We start from the raw sequence: 23,126 nt of genomic DNA, 5'->3' as shown, positions 1-23,126 counted from the left end.
GAGTCAGAGATGAAATTCTTCAGTGGTTCGGGATCGTGAAATTGTTTCTGATCCCGCATTGAAGAAAGTGATTCAATGTCTGCGAATTCCATTCGTACATTGGAACTTTCCCAGGGAAGGGCGCATATGCAACGAGTGCAACGTTTCCGATTCAGGTTTGACCTCACGGTCCCTTTTCTACACCCGCTTTCTTTTCACAGCCGGCGGCTCCGCACTCAGACTCTCCAGACACTCAGTTTCTTTCTCGTCATCGCCGTCTTACCAGTCTGTTCTTACTCATCAGAAATCGAAGACTGCGAACAACTGCTGCGAACCGGGCAATACCAAAAGTGTATCCACGTCGCAGAAGCAGCGATTGTCAAGAAAACCTATGGTTCGGAATGGCCACTTCTCAAAGCCCAGGCTGAACTGGCAGTCGGTCAATATGTAGAAGCCAGACAAACCATTGATGCAGGCCTCAAACGCTATTCCTGGAACTTGCCGCTCAGACTGTTAGCCGTGCAAATCTACCAGTTGAATAACGAGCACGAAGCAGCCGCCACGTTTCTAACCAGCATTCACGATCTCGCCAGCCGCTCTGCCTGGCGCTATACCGATGCCAGCAGTGTGGTGGCTTTGGGACGCGCTTCGCTATTGCGCAATGTCGATCCCGGCGAAGTTCTCGAATCCTTTTACGATCGCGCCATTAAAGAATACCCCGACCACAAAGACGCCTACCTCGCCAGTGGAAACCTGGCGCTGGCCAAGCATGACTATGCTTTGGCGCAGGAAACATTTCAAGCTGCGGTAAAACAGATTCCCGATGATGCCGACCTGCTGTTCGGCCTGGCGAAGTCACTCCAGCGTTCCAACCCGGAACGTTATGAAACATTAATGGCCCAGGTGCTCAGTAGGAATCCCAATCATCTCCCCGCGCACCTGGACCAAGTCTCACTGTTGATCCATTCGGAGCAGTTTTCGAATGCCAAAAACCGACTGGAGCGAGTTCTCTCAATCAACCCGCATCAGGCAGAAGCCTGGGCGACTCTCGCTGTAATTGCCCACTTCGAAAACCGGCGTCACGAGGAAACCGCTTTTTATTGGCAGGCACTCAGCCATCATGACCAAAACCCGCAAGTCGACTACCTGATCGGCAAAGCACTATCCGAACATTATCGCTTCGCGGAAGGCGCCGCCTATCAACGACAGGCTCTGGAAAAAGATAATCAATACCTGCCCGCCCGCATTCAACTGACCCAGGACGAATTGCGGCTGGGCCAGGAAGTCAGTGGCTGGGAACATGCACTCCAGGCCCATCAACAGGATGGTTACGATACCACGACTTTCAATCTACTGGAGTTGAAAGATCAACTGGCCAAATTCAAAACCCTGGAAGACGAGTATTTCATCATTCGCATGGAGTCGAGCGAGGCCGACGTCTATGGCCAGCAGGTCATCGAACTCCTGCACGACGCCCGCAAAACGCTTTGTCAAAAATATGGTCTCGATCTAAAATCGAAAATCACCGTCGAAATTTTCCCCAATCCAGACGATTTCGCCGTTCGCACCTTCGGCATGCCTGCAGTCTCCGGTTACCTGGGAGTCTGTTTCGGAAAAGTCATCACCGCCAATAGTCCCGCCTCGCAAGCCGATCACCCCACCAACTGGCAGTCGGTCCTATGGCACGAATTCTGCCATGTCATCACTCTTGAATTGACGAAAAACAAAATGCCCCGCTGGATCAGTGAAGGCATCTCGGTCTACGAAGAACGTCAGAAAAATCCCCGCTGGGGCGAAACGATGATCCCGCAGTATCGTGAATTGATCCTGAGCGGAGAAGCCACACCAATCGGCGAATTAAGCAGTGCGTTTCTCAATCCCAAAAGCAGTCTGCATGTACAATTTGCATATTTCCAGTCATCAATGGTCGTGGAATATTTGATTGATCAGTTCGGTTTCGAAACACTACGGCTCATCTTGAATGATTTACGTGTGGGCATCCCCATCAATGTCGCCATCGAGCGCCGCACGAAAACACTGGGAGAGTTGGAACTAGAGTTTGCTGCGTTTCTCAAACATCAGGCAGAAAGTTTTGCACCAAAAGTCGACTGGTCAGAGCAGGACCTGCGGCCGCTGCTCAGCGATGACACCAAGCGGTTTGATGATTGGATCAAAGAGCACCCGAATCACTTTGAAGCCCTGATGGCGTATTCCCAGATCCTTCAAGAAGAAAACCGTACTGAGGAACTGGAAACGACGCTCAAAATACTGACTGAAATCTATCCTGAATACACGGGCGGCGACAACGCCTGTCTGCGATTGGCGAATCTCTACCAGAAACAGAAACGTTTTACCGAAGAGCAGAAATATCTGGAACAACACGCCCAGTATAATCCCAACGCACTAGACGTTTTTCGACGGTTGACCAAAGTCTATCAAAAATCGGAAAACTGGAACGCTGTTTACACAGCTGCACAAAATGCGAATGCCATCAACCCGCTCAATCGGGAAACCCAACAGACGTTGGCCGAAGCCTGTATTCAGCTGAAACGCCATCAGGAAGCCATCAACGCCTGTCGCGCCATCCTGGCATTAAAGCCGCACAACAAAGCAGCCGCCCATTACCAGCTCGCCCGCTTACTGCAATCGGAGAATTTACAACAGGCCAAACGACACACACTTATCGCGCTCGAAGAGGCCCCTCGTTTCCGGGCTGCCCACCAACTATTACTGGAATTGACAGCAGATTCACCCTAATGCCTCGCACCGGTTTTGATATGAACTAACCAGGCTCACGGAGGAGCCGACGATGAAGAATAGTCTAATTTCGCTGACCGCAATTTGCGGATTACTGATCGTCGTTACGATCTGCATCGGACAGTATCGACCCGCGATCCCCGCTGATCGAAGCGGTGTTCCGGACTGGAAGAACGATGCCGAATTCAAACACGATGTCTTCACCTTCGTACGTATCCGGTACAACTCACATCAGGGCTGGCGACGATGGGCCACCGATTATCCCGACAGCGACTTAAATTTTTCGTATCGCCTGCAGCAACTCACTTCCATGAAAGTCGACCCGGAAGGCCGCATTCTGGAACTGACCGACGAAGAACTCTTCGATTTTCCCTTCATCTATCTGATTGAGCCCGGCTCGCTGGAATTCACCGAAGAAGAAGTCACCGCCCTCAGACGTTATCTGTCCAATGGTGGCTTCATGATGGTCGATGATTTCTGGGGTGAAGCCGAATGGGATAATTTCGCTCTGGAAATGAAACGCGTTTTTCCCGAACGCGATCTCGTTGATATACCTCTGGAACATCCCATTTTTCACTGTGTTTATGACCTGAAAGAAAAACCCCAGGTCCCCAGTATTGGAGTCGCACAGTGGGGCCGCTCTGAAGGCATCACCTGGGAACGAGAAGATGCCAAACAGGTCCATTACCGAGGCTTATTCGACGACAAAGGCCGTCTGATGGCAGTTGTTTGTCATAACACCGATCTGGGCGATGGCTGGGAACGGGAAGGGGAGGACAAATGGTATTTCCGCGAGTTCTCAGAAAAGAAAGCATACCCCCTCGGTATCAACATTGTGTTTTATGCCATGACCCACTGAATCCAGCGCGTGAATTTATAGAATTTTTTCAGGAGCCGAAACGTGAACCTTAAAGTTGTCTCCCCCGATGGTCGCAGTGATGACGAGCGCACTTTTGAAATGCTGCAAAACAGCCGCCAGCAGATCGATGCTGAAATTTCCAAAGCAGTCATCGGCCAGAAAGAAATCATCGACCAGCTCCTGATTGCGCTGTTCGCCGGCGGTCACTGCCTGATCACGGGAGCTCCGGGCCTCGCTAAAACGCTATTGGTCAATTCACTGGCGCAGGTCTTCAAGTTGAAATCATCGCGAATTCAATTCACACCCGACCTGATGCCCGCCGACATTACCGGAACCGAAATTCTGGCGGGCGACTCGCAAGAATCACGGGGAATGAAGTTTGTCAAAGGCCCCGTGTTCACGAATATTCTGCTCGCTGATGAAATCAACCGCACCCCTCCCAAAACCCAGGCCGCGCTACTGGAAGCGATGCAGGAAAAACAGGTCACCGTCACCGGCGTCCGATATGAACTGGACAAGCCTTTTTTCGTGTTGGCAACGCAGAACCCGATTGAAATGGAAGGCACCTATCCGCTTCCGGAAGCACAGCTGGACCGCTTCATGTTCAATCTGGTCATCGATTATCTTTCGGAAGATGATGAAGTCGCCGTAGTCACGCAAACGACAACCCGCAATGCCGAGCCGATCATTCCGCTGTTTACCGGCAGCGATATTCAACAATTCCATCAGTTTGTCCGTGAAGTTCCTGTTGCGGAAGAGATCGTCCGCTATGCCGTCCAACTTTGTGCCGCCTCCCGCCCACATCAAGAAACAACGCCGGACTTCATCAATGAATGGGTCAACTGGGGCGCCGGCTTGCGCGCCGCACAAAGCCTGATTCTGGGTGCCAAAGCCAGAGCAGTCCTGCACGGCCGCGTGCATGTCACCATTGAGGATATCCACGCGTTACTGGCTCCCGTTTTGCGTCACCGCATCCTGATCAATTATCGCGCCGAAGCCGAAGGCATTACCGTCGAACAAGTCGTTCAACATTTGATTGACACCATCAAAAGGCCCATCGCAGAATGAGTTCGATTCGCATGAAACAAACATCACAACGTACACCCCAACAGAACCAGCGACTGGCCTCTCAGCGGATAGATCCCGCTTGTCTGATGCGGATTAAATCGCTGGAACTCAGAGCGAAATCCGTCGTCGAAGGCGCGTGGAAGGGTTTGCACAGAAGCCCCTATCATGGCTTCTCGGTCGAATTCACCGAATATCGGCAATATACTCCCGGCGATGATCCGCGGCACATCGACTGGAAACTGGCGGCCCGTTCGAATCAGCATTTCATAAAACGCTTTGAAGAAGAAACCAACCTCTGCTGCCACATGCTGCTGGACCTGAGTTCTTCGATGCAATTTCACAGCCTGGGATATTCTAAATCGGATTATGCCAAAACACTGGTCGCCACTTTCGCCTATTTTCTATCAACCCAGCGCGATGCCAGCGGATTGATCATCTTTGATGAGCAGGTCGAATCTGTCGTCCCCGCCCGCTTCACACGCGGCCAGCTCAGACGCATTCTGATTGAACTGGAACGACCTCCACAAGGATCGCATACCAATGTGGTGTCTCCCCTGAAACACGCCGTCGAAACAATAAAAAAACGCGGCCTGGTTGTTTTAATTTCTGATCTATTGTCCCCGTTGGATGAGTTAAATACCCATCTGGGATATTTGCGTGCCAAAGGGCATGAGGTGGCTTTGTTCCAAATTCTGGACCCAGCCGAGATTCATCTGAACTTCAATGAAACGGCGATTTTTGAAGATCTCGAAACGGGAGACCGCATCGCCCTCAATCCCAAAGCAGCGCAAGCCAGCTACAAACAGCAGTTGAACCAACACCTGGACGAAATTCAAACCATCTGCCGTAAGCAAGGCGTGCATTACCACAAGTTGACCACCGATACACCACTGGAAGCAGGGCTCTCTGATTTTTTAGCTGATCGCGCCGCATGAACGCAGTTCACGAACCGAGGGAACATAGTTGAGTTTTTTAACCCCACTTTATTTAGTTGGAATCATCGCCGTCGGGCTACCGATCCTGCTCCATCTGGTCCGGCATCAACCCAAAAATGTCCTGTTCTTCAGCTCGCTCCGTTTCCTGGAACACAAGCCCCCTCAGACCAATCGCAAAAATAAAATCGAACACTGGTTACTACTGATGCTACGTGCAATCGCCGTCATGCTGCTGGTGACTGCCTTTGCACGCCCCTTTTTCAAAAGCACCGAATTGGAACTGACGGCAGCGGACACAAAACATCAAACGATTCTTTTGATTGACACCAGCGCCAGTATGCAACGAGGCACTCTCTGGAAAGAAGCACTCCAGACTGCCGACGAAATCATCAAACAAGCCGACGAGGATCAAATCGCGATTTACACTTTTGATTCCCGCCTCACTGCCGTCAAACCACTCAAGGAAACGAAACAAAACACACCACAACAAACGACGCAGGCTGATTGGCAACGGCTCTCCAGACTGACTCCCGGCTGGAATGCGACTAATCTGGGACTCGCGTTGACCGAAGTCGCAGCACTTCTGCAACAACAGGCCATTTCCGATCCGTCGGGGACACTACTACAAAACAGTACAATTGAGCTCATTACCGATTCTCAAGCCGGTGCGCAGATCAACTCACTCTCAGAATTTTCCTGGCCGGCAGAACTTCAGGTCCGCTTGCATCAACTCAAAGACGAACAGACCAACAATGCAGGCCTGCAACTCCTTTCGCTGGATGAACAAGGGCAGGCAACCGTTCGTATTGTGAATGCAGCCGACTCACAGCAGGAACAGTTCCAAATCGCTTACCAGACTGCGCTCAGCGAGTCCGAACAACCTCAAAAGATTTATGTTCCCGCCGGTCAGTCCCGTGTCATTCGTATGCCGGCAGTCGATTCGCAACAGCCAGCGACGCAAATCATACTTACCGGCGACCATCACGACTTTGACAACAAGCTTTATCTTCAACCACGCGAACAAGCTCACATCACCATCGTGCATTATGGCACTCCCGCCGCAGGCTCTACTAAGTCTCCTGACTACTTTGCCAAGCGTGCGTTTCCCACAACGCCCCAGCGCAAAGTCGAGTTCGTAACGGTTGGCCCCAACTCGCCACAAGTCCTGCTTTCGGCCGCTCAAATCCATCTGATGATTGTCAGCCGCGAACTTGCAGCTGAGGAAACCAATCTCGTCAAAAACTATCTGCAGCAAGGCGGAGTGGTTCTGTTTTCTCTAAACGAACAACAAACCAACGACACGTTTCAACTTTTAGTGTCCCATTCGGAAAAGCACCTCATCGCAGAAGCGGACGTCAACGACTACGCTCTGCTCACGAACATCCAGTTTGAGCACCCGCTGTTTCAGATGTTTCAAGCTCCTGAATATTCAGACTTCACCAAATTGAAATTCTGGCATTATCAGCGGCTCTCACTACCTAAAAATTTACCGCATCAGATTCTGGCCCGTTTCGATCATGAGAGCCCCGCAATTGTGAGCGTTCCCCTCGGCCAGGGACAACTGATCGTCATGACATTTGGCTGGACTCCTCAGGAAAGCCAGTTCGCACTTTCGACCAAGTTTGTTCCGATGATGAATGCCATTTTGGCACTCAATGTAAACACAATCGATACTCCATCCCAGTTTATCGTTGGTGAACCAGTCAAGCTGCCAGCGTCCCTGAAAGCAGCCAAAGTCCGCGTCCCCAAGGCCTCTCCAATCCAACTCACGGCGGGAGAAAAGAAATTCGAGCAGACAGTCCAGCCGGGCCTGTATCGGATCACTTCGGAAGATGAAACAACACCGGCACAAAAGTTCGTGGTCAATCTCGACATCGAAGAAAGCAAGACCGCACCGCTGGAAATCGAAAAACTGGAAGCACTGGGAGTCAAACTACTCGACCACGGTGAAACGACAGCCAGCAATCCACCTCTCGCTGATCTCAAACGCCAGGCGTTGATCCGGGAGATGGAACAGAAACAGAAAATCTGGCGTTGGCTGATCATCGTCGCGCTGGCGATGCTGGGTCTGGAAACACTGCTGGCGAAATGGATCGCCGGCAAAACTTCAGCGACACGAAAGGTGTAACGATGGGCCTGCCCGATCTCTTACAACAACTCAATCAGGTCGTCTTTCGGTACCAGACCAGCCTGAAGCTCAAACGATTGACCCTCCTCTGGCTCATCGCCGGCAGCCTGACTCTGCTGATCTTCATCAGCCTCAAACCGATTGCAACACCGCAATACCAATACTTATTGCTGGTAGTAATGCTGGGAGTACCATGCCTCGTTGCGATGGGAATGCTCCTGTTTCGCTCTCGAAATCGAGTTTCCCCGGCTAGCCGGCATCAAATCGCCACATTAATTGAGCAAACCTATCCGGATCTGGATACGAGTCTGCTGGCAACGCTGGAAATGGAGAAAACGACCGCAGAGACGATTCCCACCTTTCTGCAAAATCGCCTGATTCAACAGGTCATCCAGCATGCAACCGAGCACGACTGGCGACAGACGATCTCCAACCGCAGGCTGATCCTGCAAAGCACCACACACCTCGTCTGTTTCACCGCCTGGTTCATCAGTTGCTTAACCTGCTGGTCTTATCTGAAGGCGGCTCCTGTTCCCAAAGACCTATCGCCATCGAGTATCGCTGCGATGCAGGAAGAGTTTCAAGTCGAGATTAAACCGGGAACCACCGATCTGGAAAATAACCATCCCCTGTTGATCACGGCTCGTTTCACAGAAAAGATTCCCGACATTGCAACTCTGCACATCCACTCTGCATCAGGGAAAATACAGGAACTGCCGCTCGTCAAACATCTGGACGACCCCGTCTTTGCTGCCCGGCTACCCGCCGTGAATGGGGATCTTTCTTATTCCGTACAAGCGAATGAATGGAAATCAGAAACATATCAGGTCAAAGTCTACGTCCTGCCGAAACTGGTCCAACTGGATACGCTCATCACACCCCCTGACTACACGGGGCAACCAACACTGACAGTGGAAGACAGCCTGACCATCAGTGCGGTGACCGGCTCGCGGATCGTACTCGTCGCACAGTTCAACAAACCTGTGAAATCGGCGTTCCTGGAATCAACGGCAGGTCAGCCACCATTGCCGATGAGGGTAAGCTCAGATGGCACAGTCGCCCGACTCAGTCTCAAAGCCACACAAAGCCAGACCTGGAATCTGCGGATCATCGATGCCGACAAACGCGAAAACCGAAACCAGCCTTTCATTGAGCTCGCCGTTATTCCGAATCTGCCACCCGAAATCAAAGTCACCTTTCCCGCCCGCGATACCCGTGTCTCCCCGCTGGAAGAAGCCCTCGTTCAGGGAACCGTCGTAGATGACTTCGGCGTGCAACAGGTAGGACTCGTCTATACCATTCCCGGCCAGACCACGCAGACACTGAATTTACTCAACTCGACAAACCCTAAACTGGAGGTGGCCGTGGAACATCTCCTCTCACTGGAGCGGATGCAGGTTCAGCCTGACACGCTGATTTCCTATCACCTGTTTGCGGAAGACATCGCCCCGGATGGCAGCAGGCGCAAGGTGCTCAGCGACATGTATTTCATGGAAGTCCGCCACTTTGAAGAAATATTCAAGGAAGGCCGTTCTGCGAACAGTGCCTCGAAATCGGGAAAAAGTGGCGGCAATGCTCAGAAAGCCGAAAAGCTGGCAGAACAACAAAAGCAGATTATCAACGCAACCTGGAAAATTATCCGCCGCGAAATCAAACAGACTGTATCCAGCGAGTTTGTAGAAGACCTGAACACACTGCAACAGGCACAGCAGGCACTCGTCACCGAACTCATCAAACTGGCTTCGAAAGTCAAATCGCAAAAGTCGAAAGTAATTATTGATTCGGTCTCACAAAAAATGCAGGAAACTGTTTCGCTGCTCAATGCGGCAAAGGAAACAAAAGCAGTCGAACAACTCACGGCGGCACTGGCGACAGAACAAGCCAGTTACCAGTTCCTGTTAAAACTGCGGGCCCGCGAGCACAAGGTTTCCAAAAACAAAAATGGAGGTGGCAGTAAAGGGGGTGGCAGCAGCCGTTCTCAGAATCAACTGCAACAACTGGAACTAACCAACAAAAAACAACGCTACGAAACAGAGAATCAGGCATCGCAACCGCCGGCAGCACAGGCGAACCGTGACTCACTGCAAATCCTCAACCGTCTGCGAGAACTGGCTCAACGCCAAAAAGATCTGAACGAACAACTCAAAGAATTGTCCGATAAACAGCGATTCGCGAAAACCGATCAGGAACGCGAAGAAATCGAACGACAGCTCAAGCGGTTGCGGGAACGGCAGCGGGAACTGCTCCGTAAAGCCGACGAAGTTGCCCAGCGCATGGATCAATCAAAACAACCCTCATCGACAAAATCCCGGCGGGAACTCGAACAAACACGAAAACACCTGCAACAAAGCTCACAATCACTCAAAGAAGGGCAGGTCTCACGCGCCTTGAATTCCGGAACCAGAGCACAGCAGCAACTGAATCAACTCAAAAACGAGTTCCGCAAGAAAACCGCCAATCAATTTGCTGATGCCATGCGTTCATTGAATCAGCAGGCCGAACAACTCGATCAAAAACAGAAAGCATTGAGCCAGGTCCTCAACAAACAGGACCAGCCCGACCAACCTAAGGCGCGGCGATCTCTGAGGAAAAATCAGGGGCAACAGAAACTGGCAGATCAACTGGAGAAGCAGAAAGACCCCTTAAAAGATCTAGTAGAGCAGATGAAAAAAGTCGTTCAGGAATCGGAAAAGTCAGAGCCGCTCCTTTCCAAACATCTCTATGATGCGATTCGCAAAACAAGACCCTATCGCCCGGAAGATGCGTTAAAGAATGCCGCTAACTTTCTGAAAGAGGGTGCCACCGAACGGGCACAGCAGGCCGAACAACGTGCCGGGCAGGGGATTGAGGCAATGAAACAGGGAATCAAAGTCGCCGCCGAGAGTGTTCTGGGCAACGATCTGGAATCACTCAAACGGGCGCGACAGGAAATCAAATCACTCACCTCGGAAATGAAACAGGAGCAGAAACTCGCCGGCAATGCCTCATCGCAAATCCAGCCTAAGTCTTCCCCACAAAACAAATCGCAACCTGACGCTGCGAAATCCCCCGGACAAAAACCATCACCGGGAACAAAATCTGGGCAGCCAGGAAAATCTGGTTCACCTTCCGGCCAAGGCAAATCACCGGTACAACTGGCGTCGGCCCAAAAAGGCAAAGGGCAGGGTTCGCAATCAGGTTCCGGCAAGTCAGCATCACAGTCAGCATCCAAACCATCTTCCCCCAAATCGCTGAAAGGCTCCCGCGGCAATTCGAAAGGCGGGGCTGGTGGAGGCCAGGGAGGTCCTGGCGCGCAGGCATCGGGACCGATTACCGGCAACCAGTTCCGCGAATGGTCTGACCGCATGCGGGACGTCGAAGAGATGGTGGGAGATCCCGAGCTACGTAGTAAAGTCGCTCAGATTCGTGAACGGGCACAAAGTATGCGTGCTGAGTTCAAACGACATTCCAAAGCACCTGAGGGAGACTTGGTCAATGCACAAATCCTGGAACCGCTGGCTGAACTTCAAAAAGTATTGTCAAACGAAATCAGTAAACAAGGCGCACAGACATCACTGGCACCGATTGACCGCGACCCGGTACCGGAAAAATACTCTGATCTGGTCCGACGCTACTATGAAGAATTAGGGAGTGGAAAATGAATTGTCTGGCCCAAATCCAATTCGGCGCCCCTGAATGGTCCACGATCACAATCGTCGTCATCATTGTGGGACTGGCTTTGTTGATCTATGCCTACCGCGCACTCGCTCTGCAACGCGCACTGGCGGGAGTCGCCTTCAGCTTGAAACTCTGCGGCATCATGGTTCTCTCGATCGCACTTACTGAGCCATTATGGAGCGGCGTGCGAATTCATCCTGGCACCAATCTATTCGCGATTGTGGTAGACGACAGCCAGAGCCTGCAAATTACGGATTCGAAAACAGGCCAACCCCGCCTGCAACAAATCCAACAACTGCTCTCAACAACCGATTCAAAACAGCAAACGCCCCAGTGGATGGCCGATCTGGAACAGAATTTTTCGGTTCGGAAATATTCTGTCGACGCTCACGCACATGCTCAAACGAATCTCAAGCATCTGGCCTTTGATGGTTCTCAAACAAATCTCGTCTCCGGTCTGAATGAATTAAATCGTCGTTATCAAAAACTCCCCTTAGCAGGCATTCTGCTGATGACCGATGGCATCTCCGCCGAAGAAATCAGTCGTCTGGATTCCTCGGTTCCGATTTATCCGGTACCCATTGGAACATCCAAGCCGGCGACCGATCTGGCGATCACGAAAACGTCTGTCAGCTATTCCCCCTTTGAAGATGCTCCTATTCGGATTCTCGCCGACCTCTCCGCCACCCAATGTCAGCAGAAACAAATCAAAGCACAACTGCTGGATGAAACAGGCAAAGTGGTCGAGACTGTGACGCGCGAAGTCAGTCAGCCCGAACAACAGTTCCAAATTCGCTTCCAGGTACGTCCTGAAGCAACAGGCATTGCCTTTTATCAAATCAAAACGTTGCTGATCTCAGAAGACAATAGCGAAGCAACGCTGGCTAACAACCAGCGTACACTGAAAATTGATCGTGGACGCACCGCACATCGCGTGCTCTATGTCTCGGGACGCCCGAACTGGGAATTTAAATTCCTGCGGCGAGCAATCGAAGAAGACGAATTCATTCATCTGGTGGGGCTGATCCGCATCGGAAAAAAAGAGACGAAGTTCGATTTTCGCAGTCGGGACGGGGAAGAAGGGAACGCGCTTTTTCGGGGCTTTGACCCAAACAATGAAGCCGACCTGGAACGGTATGACCAGCCGGTCTTCGTACGGATCAATACGCAGTCTCCTGATGAATTAAAAGACGGCTTTCCCAAATCCGAAGCCGATCTCTTTCGGTACGAAACGCTGATCATCGACGATCTGGAAGCGGCTTTCTTTACACACGACCAGTTGGAGCTGATCACCCGCTTTGTCTCAGAACGGGGCGGCGGGCTGGTGATGCTCGGCGGACAGGAATCGTTTCAAAAAGGGGGCTATGACAAAACCGACTTGAGCCGCCTGCTTCCTGTGTATTTCCCACAGCGGGATGCGTCTGCCTTCGAAAGCGACTATCAGTTTACACTGACCCGCGACGGCTGGCTGCAACCCTGGATGCGGCATCACAAACAGGAACAGGAAGAACACAAACGCTTGACGGAGATGCCCCCCTTCAAAACAATCAACCGTATGGACGCCACAAAACCCGGAGCAACTCTGGCGGCTGAAATAAAGGGCCCCCAGAATGCCGTTTATCCCGCGATTGCGACACAACGTTACGGTTTGGGGCGTGTTACTGCCGTCATGATTGGCGATCTGTGGCGCTGGCGGCTGAAAGAAGATTCGACGTCACCCCAACTCTATAAGTCCTGGCGACAATTATTGCGGTGGATGACAACCGATGTACTGGAGCCCGTTGATCTCCTCGTCGACACGAACTTAGAGGGAAATTCCGGCACGAAAATCAAAGTGCTTGTCCGCGATCCTGAATTCCAGAAACGCAGCGATTATCAGGTAGAACTGGAAATCACTACGCCGGAAAATGAAACGATCAAGCTGTCCGCCGATCCGGCTGCCGACAAGCCGGGTGAATACCAGACCGTCTATCTGCCACCTCAACCGGGCGGCTATACGGTATCTGCGACGGTGACTACCCCCGATTCGAAAACAAAAACAATTCATAGTGGCTGGGTCCATGAACCGGGCAATACAGAATTTCGGTCCATTAAGCCGGATCTCGAACGACTGCAGCGACTCGCGACACAAACAAAAGGCGAAGTGATCCCGGCGGCCAAACTGGCCCAGTTCGTCCATTCTCTGGATCAACGTCACGTTCCCGTAACAGAAGAGTCAGTCAGTCCGCTCTGGCACCATCCCTGGGTCCTGATGTTTGTCCTGGGCTGCCTGTTTGGTGAGTGGTCTTTACGACGCTGGAAAGGATTACCCTGATGCACAATCAATTCCGAATTTGGTTTTTAGCTGGATTGGTCAGTCTGTTTGCGCTGGTGAACGCTGGCCATCTGGACGCGGAGAATGAAACTCCCGTCAAACAAACAGAACGCATGATCGTGGTCATCGGAGCTGGCGGTCTGGAGGAATACGAGCACCAGTTTTCCCGCTGGTCGCAGCGCTGGCAGCAGATCGCTGCGCATAAACAAACCGACTTGACGGTCATTGGTGAAACCGTCGATGCGCGGCAAACGGATCTGGAACTCATGAACCGAGAGCTACAGCGTCAAACAGACAACACCACGGCCACCTGGTTAATCCTGATCGGGCATGGTACATTTGATGGTAAAATGGCCCGTTTCAATTTGCGAGGCCCCGATCTCACTGTAGATCAACTGAGTGAGTCTTGTGATCACATCAAACATCCGCTGGCAATTATCAATTGCTTTTCTTCCAGCGGCCCCTTTTTGAACGCGTTGTCTGCGGACAATCGTGTGATTATTTCGGCGACCAAAAATGGGCACGAATTCTACTTCTCCCGCTTTGGGAATTTTCTTTCCGCAGCCAGTTCTCAACCGCAGGCTGACCTGGATCATGATGGGCAAATTTCGTTGCTGGAAGCCTATCTGACTGCCTGCCGTGAAACAAACGCCTATTATCAACAAAAAGGGGAACTCTCTACGGAGCACGCGATGCTGGATGATAATGCCGATCAACGGGGAACCCGCTACGACCAATTTCAAGGCCTGAATCGGCTCCCTGATTCCCATTCTACGACGACATTACCTGACGGACATCGGGCGCACCAATTCACATTGTTCGCGACACAATCGATTGCACAGATTTCCGGCGAACAAAAACAGGAACGCGATGAACTGGAACTCAAAATCCTGGCGTTGAAACAACGTAAAGCTGAGTTTGCCAGTTCAGATGAGTATTACCAGCAGCTCGAACCACTGATGCTTCAACTGGCACACGTCTACCGCAGGATTGATTTAAAGAAACAGCAGATCATCTATGATCCGATGGTCGTGCCTGCCAACGCAAAAAAGACCGGCAGATAACCGGTCTCTTTGCAAATCTTTTTAAGACGTGTTTCCGAAATTACTCGCCGGAAATTTCCTTGGCCAGTTTTTTGAGTGCTTCACTCTCGATCTGACGCACGCGTTCCCGCGTCAAACCTAATTCCAAGCCGATCTCTTTCAGCGTTTTCGGTTCGTCGCCGTCCAGACCAAAACGCATCCGCAAAATGCTGGCTTCGCGTTCCGGAATTTCTTTCAGCAGTCGATAGACATGTTTCAGATTATCATTCTCAACCAGCTCAACATCTGGGCCTTTTAAGCGGTCATCTGGAATCATTTCTCCCAGTGACCAGCCAGCTTCATGCTGCTCGGACTGTGGTGACGAATTATAAAGCTGAATCGCTTTCTTGACGATTTTCAATTTCTTCGGAGGCAGATCAAGTTCTTTGGCCACTTCTTCTGTCGTGGGAGTTCGATCCAGAGTGTCTTGAAGCTGAGCGGTAGCACGCCGCCATTTGGTCAAAAGTTCGACCATATAGGCAGGGATGCGAATCGTTTTCGCAGAATTCACCAGTGCCCGTTTGATTGACTGCTTGATCCAGTAACTGGCGTAAGTACTGAAGCGGGTTCCCATCTCAGGATCGAATCCTTCAACGGCCCGTAACAGTCCCAGGTTGCCTTCTTCAATTAAATCCTGAAGTGGCAGACCTTTGTTTGAATACGCTCTCGCGATATTCACAACGAGCCGAAGATTTGCACGCACCATACGATCGCGGGCTTCTTTGTCACCGTTCTCGATACGGTTCGAAAGCTCTTTTTCTTCATCTGCAGTGAGCAGAGCGGTTTCGTTGATTTCTTTAAGATATGTTTCTAACGGATTCTGTACGGCTGAAGAGGAACGCCGTCGAGCAGTTTTCTGCATGGAAAACCTGTTATCTATTCGTTGTTGACAAATGGAACTGCCGAACCAAATCCTTGGCATTCCATCATAATTGCAACCGTTCGCGGGAACTCGTTTCCTCTCGACACGATGATTTATTTTCAGGACACAGGCAGAAACACCTTGCACCCCGTAACCTACTCATCGGCAACTCAAAGCCGGTTTCTGAAGGCTGGATGGAAAAGCCGAACAGGAAACGAGGATTCTGCAGAAACTGTAACGATTATAGGAATCAGGTAAATTTCGCCTGCAATCACGCAACGATTCGTACCGTTTTTCCTAGAAACGGGCTCCAGGCATTGCATCGAGAGTAGCTGATCTAATCCCTGGAATCATCGTCGTATCACACGTTTTGCAGACACGAAAAAAGCGGTGGCCCGCTAAGACCACCGCTTTGATTTCGATTTAACCTTCAGTCTGATTTAGACTGAAAGAGATTACTCAGTTTTTTCTTCCGAACTCGCTTCTGCAACGGGCTCTTCTACAACTGGTTCTTCTGCAACTGGTTCTTCTGCAACTGGTTCTTCTGTAGCTGGCTCTTCTGCAGCTGATTCTTCTGCAGGAGCTTCACTAGTTTCAGATGGCAGTGAAAACAGAGGAGCATTTCCTCCCGTTCCGCCCAGCAGTTCCTTCCGAGTTGCACCAGCGGTTGCTGGTTCACCGGCTTCACCAGCCGTTTGTTCTTCTTCGATCGATTCTTCGAGCTTACGGCTCAGGCCGATCTTGCGATCGTCAGTGTCAACACGCAGGATTTTGACATCCAGTGCTTCGCCGACCTTGACGATATCCTCTGGGTTTTCGACTTTGTGATCTGCCAGTTCTGAGATGTGAAGCAAACCTTCCAGCTCTTCTTCCAGTTCGACGAACACACCAAAGTTCGTGATCTTGGTAACAACCCCTTGCACGATGGCACCGGGCTGATACTTCTGAGGAATGTCGGTTTCCCAAGGGTCGGAAGCCAGTTGCTTCAGTCCCAGAGCAATTCGCTTTCGCTCTTCATCTACGGAAATTACCAGACACTCGATTTCGTCGCCTTTCTTCATGACTTCGCTGGCATGAGAAATCTTACGGGTCCAAGACATATCGCTGACATGCAGCAAGCCGTCGACGCCTTCTTCGAGTTCGATGAAGGCACCGTAATTGGTGAGGTTGCGAACGGTCCCTTTGACCTTGGCACCTTCTGGGTACTTCTTGGTGACTTCGTCCCATGGATTGGACTGAGTCTGCTTCATACCGAGAGAGATTTCCTGTTTGTCTTTGTTGACACCCAGTACAACCACTTCGACTTCATCACCGATATTGACGAGTTCACTCGGATGGTTGATGCGTTTGGTCCAGGACATTTCACTGATGTGAACCAGACCTTCGATTCCGTCTTCCAGTTTGACAAATGCACCGTAAGACATCACGTTGACAACGTGACCGATAACCTTGGTACCAACGGGGTACTTGGATTCGACCAGTTCCCAGGGGCTGGGAGACTTCTGCTTCAGACCGAGAGCAATTTTTTCTTTGTCACGATCAACGCTTAAGATCATGACTTCGATTTCGTCATCAATCTTCACGATTTCCGTTGGGTGGTTAATACGTCCCCAACTCATATCGGTGATGTGTAACAGTCCGTCAATACCGCCCAGATCAACGAAGGCACCAAAGTCGGCGATGTTTTTCACGACGCCCTGAACAATTTGACCTTCTTCAATCTTGCTGAGCAGATCCTGTTTGAGTTTTTCACGTTTTTCTTCGATGAGTTTACGACGTGAGACAACAATGTTTCGTCGGGCTTCATCAATTTTCAGAATCACACACTCAATGGTGCGACCAATATAGTTGGCGATATCGGATGGACGACGAATATCAACCTGGCTGGCTGGCAGGAAGACATTAACACCGATATTGATGAGCAAGCCACCTTTGATTTTGCGAACGACCGTACCGGAAACCACATCGCCTTCGGCATGTGTGGCAATGACTTTTTCCCACTCGCGAATTCGATCGGCTTTGCGTTTGGAAAGCATGGTCAAGCCGAATTCATCTTCGACTTCTTCGAGCAGTACCTGAACCTGATCACCGGCCTTGGGAGTTTCTTCTTCCTCAGACCACTCGTCAATGTGAACGACACCTTCACTCTTGAATCCGATGTCGACCAGAACCTCTTCACCTTCGACGCTTAAGATCACACCATCAATGATCTGATTCACATCATAAGCACAGGAGACGGAAGCATAGACGTCATCCAGCACCCAATCGGTTTCTACACCATCTTCGTCCACTTCTGGCATGACCTCGGCAAATGCTGCGTCCAGGTCTTCATCAGAAACACTAAATTCTCGAATTAAATTACGATCAACCATACTAAAAAAAATCCAAATACACTTAAAATTTCAAAATCAATTTCTTACAGGAATGTACCGTCAAATTTTGTCGTTAGCGGAACCCGGCGTGAACTCACTTTGGCTCACCCGTTCCAGCGTTTCAAAAACGCCTCTTTGTCGACAGGTCTCAAACACTCGCTCATGAAGAGCAGGAAGTTGAGAGTTGAGTCAACTTGTCTTTGAACGCGATCTAACAACCGAAAGAAAAAAGCGATGAGATCAGAGAATCTCCCGCAACATTCCAGCGAATATCAATTTCTCCAAAACAAAATGTCTCACTAAGTGGCCAATGCACAACACATTGATCTTTGCACCAAGGAGATCAGTCCAGCAAATATATCAGAATCAATTGATTTAATTCCAGCCACATAGATGTCTGAAAGTCACTAAATCACTGATTTCTTGTATTTTTTGTCTTTTTCTGGCTCGGATGCATAATACCGGCCGACTGCAATCAGATTACCAGAAACAGACCTTAAGAAAACCGGGGATGGGGTGACTCATGAATAACTTGCTGGCTCTTTTCACTTAACTTCGTGATTTTCTGTCTGACCTCATCAACGGAATCTGAAGTATTCAAAATAGAAATCTGGAATTCGGTCTCGTAGCTGCTTCCAGACTCGAGGGTTTTCAATCGTTCCTGCTCCCGCTCGACCGCCCTGAAATTCGGGAAACTGACCCCTGGCTCCAGTCCGGTGACATAACCGCCCGCCTCAGACTGTGTATTTTTCCATAGCGTAAAACAGGGGAGAGACGCCTTTTTAAAGTTAACCAAAATCCCCATTCCACCCTCTCTATCAGTTAATAACGCCGGGCTATCTCCCTGCTCATCACAGATGGGACGAAAATAGTAGGCTTGTTCAGCATAACCGGGGGTGGGTCCCAGATACATTTCAAACTCGTTCACCCCTTCTGCAGCACGTGGGTCGCGGGGCGCCATTTCCTCAAAGGGCAGGGCAAATTGAGCGCCTTCCTCCAGAAACGGAGCACCTACATTGATGTGATACAGCAATTCTGACTCCGCCGGTTCCGGCCCCAGATTGGTAACGCGGTCGCGAATTCGGAATTCTGCTGATCCCAAGCGGGTTTCGAGTGTTGATTCCAGCAGTAAATGACTGCCAAACAGCATGCCTTCTTCCATTTTTCCTGTAATTTTCAGCCAGCCCCCCTCAGCAGGATCAAGTTCGACACTCACATAATGAGCCGGCGTATTGGCAATGCGTCCGTGTAATGTTAACTCGGATTCCAGTGGATTACCGGCGGAATCGGTTCCGGGAGGTCCGTTTGAAATCAAGCCGCACCGACAAATGAGCTCATTGAAGCCACTCAACCAACCAAGTCCGCCTCGTTCTGAAAGGGTGACAAAAGCAGGATTTACCGGCGTTTTAACAGGCGACTGCCATTCCAGTGGAATTCCCTGACAATTTCCTTTCCAGACCCCCATTCCCCGCGTGGGTAGAATCGAAAGCTGCAGTGCGCCGTTATTCACCTCGATCAGATCAACGCCTTCTGACAAGCCGCCGTGCAGTTGTGTTTTGCGAATTGACCACTCGGGATTCGTAGAAAACTCGGGGTGGCTCTCTGCATTCAACAGAATTTCTTCCACCCAAGTCTGCGAACTCACATCAGTGAACAAAATATGTGTTGATTTCATAGTCGCGCCTTAAATCTAACAGATCAGTAAATTCGGAATATCCGGCATGAGTGAAATAAAGAAGAATATCAACCTGACAGTCTGGATAATGTAAACCGGTTTGTTCAACCTGGCCAGCACCGAAAGCAGAAATGAATCAGAAAGTCCTCTTGCAGATGCCATTTGCAACTTATAATACAGGAGAGAGCCTATCAAAGTCTTAACCACTCTGTATCAAAGTTAATTATGGATTTCCACTCAATGACACCAGTTCCTCAATCGGATGAACACGGTTACCCGTACACGACCGAATGGTATGACTCATTAAAAGCTTACCTGGGAGAAGCCGGCTGCCGACAGCTCGGTTTTTATCCCATTCCAGAAGACTTTTTACTCTCGGTGGTCATCCCGATCTTCAATGAGAGTAAAACGGTTGAGAACCTGATCGACCAGGTTAAAGCCGTTCCCATTCGAAAAGAACTGGTCCTGGTCGACGATGGCAGCACCGATGGGACACGGGAAATCCTGAAGCGACTGGAAGAACAGTCACAGACCAACGAAGATCCCCGCAATCAAATTCGCGCCATTTTTCATGACGTGAATCAGGGGAAAGGGGCCGCTGTGAGAACGGGATTCCTCGAAGCGCAAGGCGACGTCATGCTGATTCAGGATGCCGACCTGGAATATGATCCCTCAGAATACCCGCGTCTCCTGCAGCCGATCATCGAAGGCAAAGCAGATGTCGTCTATGGCAGCCGCTTTCTGGGAGACCAGCCTCACCGGGTACTGTATTACTGGCATTTTCTGGGGAACAAGTTCCTGACCACGCTTTCGAACTGTTTTACCAATCTCAATCTGACCGACATGGAAACCTGTTACAAACTCTTTAAAAAAGAGGTCATCAAGGAAATCGCCCCTGGCCTGTGCCAGAATCGGTTTGGCATCGAACCGGAGATGACGGCAAAAGTAGCGCGACGTCAGTGCCGTATCTTTGAAATGTCGATCAGCTACGATGGTCGTACATATGATCAGGGAAAAAAAATTGGCTGGCGGGATGGTGTCAAAGCGCTGTGGTGCATTGTGCGTTACGGATTGAAAGATTAGTGGCCTCATCCTGAAAAAATGCAATAACATCCCGTCTTGGAAGAACTTATTTTGCTGACGGCTTGCCTGATCCTTTCTAAAAACAGGCTTCCCACCATTGCCTGCAGGACAGATTTTCTCATAGAATCAGCAACATATTACTGAATTGCAGAAATAAACATTCGTCCCCCACAACTGTGATGAGACGATTTCCCGGCAGACGACTGATGCAACGTGAATGCCACTTCATGTTTAAAACAGTCATCAGCAACTAAAAAATATAAAGATCTCAGTAAACGAACGGAACATCATATGGCCTCTCCTCCGGAGAACCCCCAAGAGAATCCTCCCAAAGGCAAAGCCCCACAAAAGAAATCAGGCAAAGACTCTCAGAGCTCTGCTCCCTCAACAGGTCCCTGGCTGATTATCCTGCTGATTCTGGTGGTCGGCAGTCTGATCATGATGAAAACCTCGCCGGAAAATACTGGCTCGAAGGTTGACTACAGTTTTTTCATCTCAGAGCTGAATCGTGGTAATGTAGAATCCGTTGATTTCCATGGCGATATTCTGACCGGGAAGTGGAAGATTCGCCCTGAGAATCCGAATGATAAGGAAAAGAAAGAGGAAAAGCTGGCAGAAGAATTCAATACCGTTCTGCCTTCACAACCCGTAGAAGATCGAGATCTGGTTCCGGAACTAATTAAGCAGAAAGTCGAGTTCAAGGCGGAAAGTACCAATGTCGGCATCGGCACCTACATCATCCCCTGGCTGATTGGTCCGCTGTTGATTATCGGATTCTTCTGGTTCATGATGCGGCGTTCTTCCGACCCCATGGGATCCGGAATGCTTGGAAATTTCACCAAGAGTCCAGCTAAGCGGTTCAGCCCTTCAGACGAACAGACCACCTTTGACGATGTGGCAGCCATGGAACAGGCGAAAGCAGAATTACAGGAAGTAGTTGAATTCCTGAAGACACCGGCCAAGTTCCAGCGACTGGGCGCTCAAATCCCCAAAGGCGTTTTGCTGATGGGTTCGCCCGGAACCGGTAAAACCTTATTGGCGCGTGCAACCGCCGGTGAGGCAGGAGTCCCCTTCTATTCGATCAATGGATCAGAATTTATCCAGATGTTTGTCGGCGTCGGTGCCAGCCGCGTAAGAGATTTGTTTCGAACTGCCAAGGAAAACGCTCCCTGTATCATCTTTGTCGATGAAATCGACGCCGTCGGCCGAATTCGAGGCGCTGGTCTCGGAGGCGGACACGATGAACGCGAACAGACATTGAACCAGATGCTCAGTGAGATGGATGGTTTCCAGCAGAATGAAGCGGTGATTATCATCGCAGCCACAAACCGTCCGGATGTTCTGGACCCGGCGTTACTGCGTCCCGGACGCTTTGACAGACATATCACCGTGGATCGTCCCACCAAAGAAGGACGGGCAGCGATCCTGAAAGTTCATTCGCGAAAAATTCCTCTCTCAGAGGATGTCGACTTGCACAATATCGCTGCCGGCACGATTGGCTTTTCTGGTGCGGATCTGAAGAATCTGGTGAATGAGGCGGCTCTCTCGGCAACGCGTCTCAACAAAGACCAGGTTGATAAGGATGATTTTGATAATGCTCGGGATCGTGTTTTGATGGGACCGGAACGCGAAGAAATCCTGAGTGAAAAAGAACGTGAAATGACAGCCTACCACGAAGCCGGCCATGCATTATTGGCCTGGTTACTTCCGGAGATAGATCCGGTTCACAAAGTCACGGTGATTCCCCGTGGTAGAGCACTTGGTGTGACGCAGCTCCTGCCTGATGAAGAACGCTATAGTATAGGAGAGAAGCAACTTCACTCTCAATTAGCATTCATGTTGGGTGGTCGGGCTGCAGAAGGAATTGTCTTCGGCGAACATACCGCCGGAGCAGCAGATGATATCAAACGGGCGACCCAGATCACACGGAAAATGGTGGGGCAGTGGGGCATGAGTGATGTCATAGGACCGGTGGCGTTTCGCCATTCGGATGAAAACCCGTTCTTGGGTAAAGAGATGAAATCACAGGGCGAATGTAGTGAAGAAACCGCCCACGTCATCGACCAGGAAATGCAGCGTTTTTTAAATACTGCAGGAGAACGGGCTGAAAAAATATTAACAGAAAACAGGGAGAAACTTGACCTGCTGGCAAAAGCACTCGTAGAACAAGAGGCTATTGACAGTAATGACATCAAGCGTCTAATTGGAATTTCGGTTCGGGAACAAGCAAAACTTGATAGTGCCAAAGAAACCGGCACTGACAATCAAAGCAATAGCGAGCCAGAGTAACCAGCCAATCCAAGACGCCTCATCAGAGAGCGAGTTTTCTCCTGCTTCAGCAGGAACAATTAGGAA

At 50.4% G+C, this 23,126-nt stretch carries 13 protein-coding genes; 10 read left to right on the top strand and 3 right to left on the bottom strand.

Going from position 1 to position 23,126, the window contains the following annotated elements:
* The first annotated feature begins 75 nt into the window (after window positions 1-75).
* Genes AAC022_RS23260 through AAC022_RS23225 form a run of 8 tightly spaced genes read left to right on the top strand, consistent with a single transcriptional unit; the run spans window position 76 to window position 14,761 of the window.
* A complete protein-coding gene (locus AAC022_RS23260; protein ID WP_339734977.1) occupies window positions 76-2,736 on the top strand; it encodes a tetratricopeptide repeat protein in 2,661 nt (886 codons plus the stop codon).
* Between the two features lie 52 nt (window positions 2,737-2,788).
* Window positions 2,789-3,595 (top strand): DUF4159 domain-containing protein, encoded by an 807-nt coding sequence (locus AAC022_RS23255; RefSeq protein ID WP_339734975.1) that lies wholly within the window; start codon window positions 2,789-2,791, stop codon window positions 3,593-3,595.
* 42 nt (window positions 3,596-3,637) lie between these two features.
* Window positions 3,638-4,663, top strand: a complete 1,026-nt coding sequence (locus tag AAC022_RS23250; protein ID WP_339734973.1) for a MoxR family ATPase — start codon at window positions 3,638-3,640, stop codon at window positions 4,661-4,663.
* Window positions 4,664-4,674: 11 nt separating this feature from the next.
* A complete protein-coding gene (locus AAC022_RS23245) occupies window positions 4,675-5,598 on the top strand; it encodes a DUF58 domain-containing protein (RefSeq protein WP_339734971.1) in 924 nt (307 codons plus the stop codon).
* Window positions 5,599-5,626: 28 nt separating this feature from the next.
* Window positions 5,627-7,726: a BatA and WFA domain-containing protein gene (locus tag AAC022_RS23240; protein WP_339734969.1), complete on the top strand. Its 2,100-nt coding sequence runs from the start codon at window positions 5,627-5,629 to the stop codon at window positions 7,724-7,726.
* Window positions 7,687-11,367 carry a DUF4175 family protein gene (locus AAC022_RS23235; protein ID WP_339734966.1) on the top strand — a complete coding sequence of 1,227 codons (3,681 nt, stop codon included), beginning with the start codon at window positions 7,687-7,689 and terminating at the stop codon, window positions 11,365-11,367. Before AAC022_RS23240 ends, AAC022_RS23235 begins: the two co-directional genes overlap by 40 nt.
* Window positions 11,364-13,697, top strand: coding sequence for a hypothetical protein (locus AAC022_RS23230; RefSeq protein ID WP_339734964.1), 2,334 nt, complete (start codon window positions 11,364-11,366; stop codon window positions 13,695-13,697). The genes AAC022_RS23235 and AAC022_RS23230 overlap by 4 nt, the downstream gene beginning before the upstream one ends.
* Window positions 13,697-14,761 (top strand): hypothetical protein, encoded by a 1,065-nt coding sequence (locus AAC022_RS23225; protein WP_339734962.1) that lies wholly within the window; start codon window positions 13,697-13,699, stop codon window positions 14,759-14,761. Before AAC022_RS23230 ends, AAC022_RS23225 begins: the two co-directional genes overlap by 1 nt.
* A gap of 40 nt (window positions 14,762-14,801) precedes the next feature.
* Here AAC022_RS23225 and AAC022_RS23220 read toward each other — a convergent pair whose 3' ends face one another.
* From AAC022_RS23220 to AAC022_RS23210, 3 genes are all read right to left on the bottom strand, one after another.
* Window positions 14,802-15,641: an RNA polymerase sigma factor RpoD/SigA gene (locus tag AAC022_RS23220; protein ID WP_339734959.1), complete on the bottom strand. Its 840-nt coding sequence runs from the start codon at window positions 15,639-15,641 to the stop codon at window positions 14,802-14,804.
* Between the two features lie 455 nt (window positions 15,642-16,096).
* Complete coding sequence (locus tag AAC022_RS23215; protein WP_339734957.1) at window positions 16,097-18,013, bottom strand: 30S ribosomal protein S1; 1,917 nt, start codon at window positions 18,011-18,013, stop codon at window positions 16,097-16,099.
* A 496-nt stretch (window positions 18,014-18,509) separates the two neighbouring features.
* Window positions 18,510-19,688: an aldose 1-epimerase family protein gene (locus AAC022_RS23210; RefSeq protein WP_339734956.1), complete on the bottom strand. Its 1,179-nt coding sequence runs from the start codon at window positions 19,686-19,688 to the stop codon at window positions 18,510-18,512.
* A gap of 240 nt (window positions 19,689-19,928) precedes the next feature.
* On the opposite strand from AAC022_RS23210, the gene AAC022_RS23205 reads away from it, so the two are divergent.
* A complete protein-coding gene (locus AAC022_RS23205) occupies window positions 19,929-20,771 on the top strand; it encodes a glycosyltransferase family 2 protein (RefSeq protein WP_339734954.1) in 843 nt (280 codons plus the stop codon).
* Between the two features lie 291 nt (window positions 20,772-21,062).
* The gene (gene ftsH, locus AAC022_RS23200; protein ID WP_339734952.1) at window positions 21,063-23,060 is read left to right on the top strand and encodes an ATP-dependent zinc metalloprotease FtsH; all 1,998 of its coding nucleotides are present in this window, start codon (window positions 21,063-21,065) and stop codon (window positions 23,058-23,060) included.
* Window positions 23,061-23,126: the final 66 nt, after the last annotated feature.

Source organism: uncultured Gimesia sp. (assembly GCF_963976445.1).
Classification (GTDB): domain Bacteria; phylum Planctomycetota; class Planctomycetia; order Planctomycetales; family Planctomycetaceae; genus Gimesia.
Note: the sequence above shows the minus strand (reverse complement) of the source record. Positions and strands in the feature narration are given on the sequence as shown.